The organism is Mesorhizobium sp. M7D.F.Ca.US.004.03.1.1, from assembly GCF_003998635.1.
Lineage (GTDB): Bacteria > Pseudomonadota > Alphaproteobacteria > Rhizobiales > Rhizobiaceae > Mesorhizobium > Mesorhizobium loti.
Map to the genome: position 1 here is coordinate 1 of NZ_RZQG01000484.1, position 4,587 is coordinate 4,587.

General features: G+C 64.9%; 5 protein-coding genes. All 5 read right to left on the reverse strand.

The window, feature by feature from the left end:
• The coding region (locus EN935_RS23395) for an ABC transporter substrate-binding protein (protein ID WP_245489027.1) at positions 1 to 616 on the reverse strand (616 nt) is incomplete at its 3' end.
• A 1-nt stretch (position 617) separates the two neighbouring features.
• A complete protein-coding gene (locus EN935_RS23400) occupies positions 618 to 1,646 on the reverse strand; it encodes an ABC transporter ATP-binding protein (protein WP_109661954.1) in 1,029 nt (342 codons plus the stop codon).
• Positions 1,643 to 2,608, reverse strand: a complete 966-nt coding sequence (locus tag EN935_RS23405; protein ID WP_109661953.1) for an ABC transporter ATP-binding protein — start codon at positions 2,606 to 2,608, stop codon at positions 1,643 to 1,645. The genes EN935_RS23400 and EN935_RS23405 overlap by 4 nt, the downstream gene beginning before the upstream one ends.
• A complete protein-coding gene (locus EN935_RS23410) occupies positions 2,605 to 3,483 on the reverse strand; it encodes an ABC transporter permease (protein WP_245489028.1) in 879 nt (292 codons plus the stop codon). The genes EN935_RS23405 and EN935_RS23410 overlap by 4 nt, the downstream gene beginning before the upstream one ends.
• On the reverse strand, positions 3,476 to 4,426 hold the full coding sequence (locus EN935_RS23415; RefSeq protein ID WP_109661951.1) for an ABC transporter permease: 951 nt from the start codon (positions 4,424 to 4,426) through the stop codon (positions 3,476 to 3,478). The genes EN935_RS23410 and EN935_RS23415 overlap by 8 nt, the downstream gene beginning before the upstream one ends.
• Positions 4,427 to 4,587: the final 161 nt, after the last annotated feature.

Sequence of the window (4,587 nt, forward strand, 5' to 3'; positions counted from 1 at the left end):
GCCAGTCGGAGAAGAGGTAGGGACCGCATGTCGCCGGCGGCTCGGTGGTGAACTTGCCACCCGCCTTCTCGGTGCCGGCGCGGCTGATGATGTGTCCGCCATAGTAAGGCAGGCTGGTGACGAAGATCGGCTGGTAGGGCTCTTTCAGGTGGATGATGCCGTTGCGTGCATCGACGACCTCGACGCGGTCGAGTTTTTCGAACTGATAGGCCCAGGGCGACGACAGGGCCTTGTCGGCGATGCGCTCGAACGAGAACTTCACGTCATCGGCGGTGACCGCGCCAAATCCACCAGACCATTTCAGCCCGTCGATCAAGGTGAAGGCGATGGTCCTCGGATCTTTCTGTTCGAGCTTTTCGGCGCCCCACAACGACCAGGGCGAGCCTTTCCTGATATCGTCGAAACGGTTCAGCGAGACATAGATACCTCGCATCATGACATCCTCGATGCCGCCATTCATGAAGGCAGGATCGAGGCATTGCAGATCGCCCTCCATGCGGATGCGCAAAGTGTCGCCGGCGGCCGACCAGGCGAAGCCCGGCTTCATCGTCAGGCCGACACCCAGCGCGCCCGCCGCTTTCAGGAATGCACGTCTGTCCATGTTCCATTGTGTCATGTCAGTTTCCCCTGTGGTTTGCGGAAGCGCGTGAGAAGGCTTCCCGTTCTTGCCCGCCTGTCACCAGCGGGAAATGGCAGCGCACCATCCGATCGGTGCCCATCGGTCGATAGGCCGGTGCCTCGGTCTTGCAGCGATCGCGCGCGATCGGGCAGCGTGTGTGGAATTCGCAGCCAGATGGCCGCCGGAATACACTTGGGATCTCGCCAGTGACGGCGGGGTTCTGGCTGCGCCGGCGTGGGTCGGGTATCGGCTCGGACCGGATCAGCGTCGCCGTGTAGGGATGCAGCGGCGCCGAAAACACATCCTGCGTCGGTCCCGTCTCGACCAGCCGGCCGAGATACATGATGGCCAGCCGATCGCTGACATGGCGGATCATTGCCAGATTGTGGGTGACGATCATGGCGGCGAAACCAAGCTCGCGTTTCAGCTCGCCGATCAGGTTGAGCACGTCGCCCTGCACGGAGACATCGAGGCCGGCGGTCGGCTCGTCGGCGAGCAGCAGATGCGGCTTCATTGCCAGCGCGCGGGCGACGCCGATGCGGCGCGCCTGCCCGCCCGACAGCTCATGTGGAAAGCGGTCGACGAAGGAGGCCGGCAGGCCGACCAGCGCCAGCAGCGCTTTTGCCGCGGCGCGGCGATCCGGCATCGGCACGCCTTGAATGATCTGCGGCTCGGTCAGCAGTGTGCCGATGCGCAGGCGCGGGCTGAGCGAGGCAACAGGGTCCTGGAACATCATCGCCGAGCGCCTTCGCATGGCGCGGAAATCGGCCGGCGTCGCCACGTCCCTGCCCTCGAAGGTGATGCGGCCGGCAGCGGCGCGCACAAGGCCAAGAATGGTGCGGGCAAGCGTCGTCTTGCCGGAACCGGACTCGCCGACCAGCCCAAGCGTCTCGCCCGGCATCAGCGACAGCGTCACGCCGTCGATGACATTGAAGCTCGGCAAGGGGAACGGATTGATCAGGCGGCTGAGCAAACTCTTACGTGCGAAGGTCACCGACAGATCATTGATGGCGAGCAGCGGGCTCATGGCGTCACCGCATGGCAGCGCGCGACATGCGAGGCGGACAGTTTCACGAGTGGCGGCGCGACCGAACCGCATGGCGCGAACGCACGATCGCAGCGCGGCGCGTAGACGCATCCCATTGGCGGTTGGGTCAGATTGGGAAGCGAGCCGGGAATGGTCGGCAGCCTGTCCAGTCGCTCGTGGAAGCGGGCAGGATCGCAGGCGAGCAGCGCTTGCGTATAGGGATGCCGCGCATCGTGGAAGATGGCGTCGACCTCGCCGCCCTCCACCACCTCGCCGGCATACATGACATAGACGCGGTCGCAGAGCTCGGCGATGACGCCGAGATGGTGCGAGACAACAATGATGATGCCGTTGTAGTCGCGCCGGAGTTCGCGCAGCAGATGGATGATCTGCGCCTCCATGGTCACGTCGAGCGCCGTCGTCGGCTCGTCGGCGATGAGCAGGCCGGGATCGGTCAACAGGGAGGCGGCAATCGCCACGCGCTGGCGCATGCCGCCGGACAGTTCGTGCGGATAGCTGTTCATCCGCCGTTCGGCATCCGCAATGCCGACGCGGCCGAGCATGGCGGCGATGCGCGCCCGCTTCTGCGCACGGCCGAGATCCTTGCGGTGGTGCTGGAAGTCGACGAGCTGGTCGCCGATGGTCAGCACCGGGTTGAAGGCGGTCATCGGATCCTGGCTGACCAGCGCGATCTCGTCACCACGCAGCAGGCGCTGATGGTGCGCGTCGAGCTTTGCCAGGTCGACGCCGTTGTAGCTGATCGATCCGTCGATGCGGGCATTGGCCGGCAACAGGTTGGCCAATGCGGTGACCAGCGTGGACTTGCCGCAGCCGCTCTCACCGACAATGCCGATCACCTCGCCGGGATGCGCTTCGATGTCGACATGACGCAAGGCATGCACTGCGCCATGCGGCGTCTCATAGCGGACGCTGAGATCGATGGCGGAAAGCGAGCCGGTCATGCCGGCCTCCGCAATTGCAGGCGCGGGTCGAGATAGTCGCGCAGGCCCTCGCCGAGGAAAGTGAAGCCGAGCGTTGCGAGCACCAGCGGCAGCCCGCCGAAGATGACCATGAACGGTGCCGAGCGGATCGAGGTGTAGCCATCATAGAGGATCGAGCCCCAGGACGGTGTCGGCGGCCGCACACCAAGGCCGAGGAAGCTAAGGCCGGCCTCGACCATGATGACGACCGGAATGTCCATCGACAGAAGGATGATCAGCGGGCCGACGACATTGGGCAGGAGGTGGATGAAGATGATGCGCGTTGCACTGGCGTCGAGCAGGCGCTCGGCGAGGATATAGTCGCTGTTCTTCAGCGCCAGCGTCTGCGCCCGGATCAGCCTGGCATAGCTCGGGAACGAGGTCGCGGCGATGACGATGATCAGCGTGCCGGTGCCGGCGCCGAGCACGGTGATGATGGCGAGCGCGAACATGATCATCGGGAGCGAGTTCAAGCTGTCGAAGCTCAGCACCAGGATGGCGTCGAGCCAGCGCGGCCCGTAGCCGGCGATCAGGCCGAGCAGCAGGCCGATGGCGCCGGCGATGGCCACCGAGACCATGGCGATGGTCAGCGCCGTGCGCGCGCCAAAAATGACGCGCGACAGGAGATCCCGGCCGAGATGATCGGTTCCGAACCAGTGCGCGAGCGATGGCGGCTGCAGCTTGTGCAGCACATCGATCTTGATCGGCGAATAGGGCGCCAGCCATGGCGCGAAGATTGCGGTGATGAGGAAGCCGGTGACCAGGATCAGCGCCACGCAAGTGAACGGATCGGCAAGCAGCGCCCGCAGCGGCGGCAGCCTTTGTCGGTCCGGAAGGGAGAGCGAGGCGTCAGCCACGGAAGACATCGCGCACCCTCGGGTCGAGCCGCGCAATCAACAGATCGGCGGCGATGGTGATGGAGACGTAGATGGCGGTCATGATCAGCACCGTGCCCATGACGACCGGATAGTTGCGGGTGTTGACGGCGTCGGTGATGAGCTTGCCGATGCCGGGTCGAGCGAACACCGCCTCGACGAAGACGGCGCTGGACAGGATGCTGCCGAGGCCGACGGCGACCAGCGAGATGGTCGGGATGATGGCGATGCGCAGCGCGTATTTGGAGACGATCTTCCATTCAGGCAAACCAAACGAGCGCGCGGTGCGGATGTGCGGTTCGCCCATCACCTCCATCATCGAGGCGCGCACCATGCGGGCGATGTAGCCGATCCAGCCGAGCGCTATGGCTGCCGCCGGCATGATCAGCGCCTTGGCCTGGCTGACGAAGTCACCGGCCTCGCCGGCACCGATGGCCGGCAGCCAGCGCAGCGTCACGGCAAAGAGCAGCAGCGAATAGATGGCGACGACGAAGGACGGCACGGCGATGACGCCGACCGACAGCACGCCGATGATGGCATCGGCTGTTGTGCCGCGCCGCATCACGGACAGGCAGCCGAGCGGAACGCCGATGAGAAGCGCGACGGTGAGCGCGGTCAGCCCGAGGATCAGCGTGTTCGGCAACGCTTCCAGCACCAGGGTGGAGACGGGCCGGTTCGACCAGACATCGTAGCCGAGATTGCCGGTCAGCGCGTTGCGGAAGAATTCGACGATCTGCCACCAGACCGGCTGGTCGAGGCCCATGCGCTCGATCAGCAGCCGCTTCAATTCCGGCGTGGCGCGTGGACCAAGCGCCACGGTTGCAGGATCGCCCGGAACCAGGAAAACGGCCGCATACATGGCGATCATGACAAGCACGAGGATCAGGAGGCCGAGACCGATGCGCTTCACTGCATATGCAAGCATGGTCTCCTCTCCGCTCCTGTCAGGCGAAATCGCGCCTGATGCGCCGCGTCGCCGAGGCGCTGTGGACGAGCGTGCCCTGTTCTCGGGCCTCGAGCCGCCAGCTCAGGTTGAAATGGGTTTCGTCCGATGTCAGTTCGGTGACTGCCATGGCTTCGATGTCG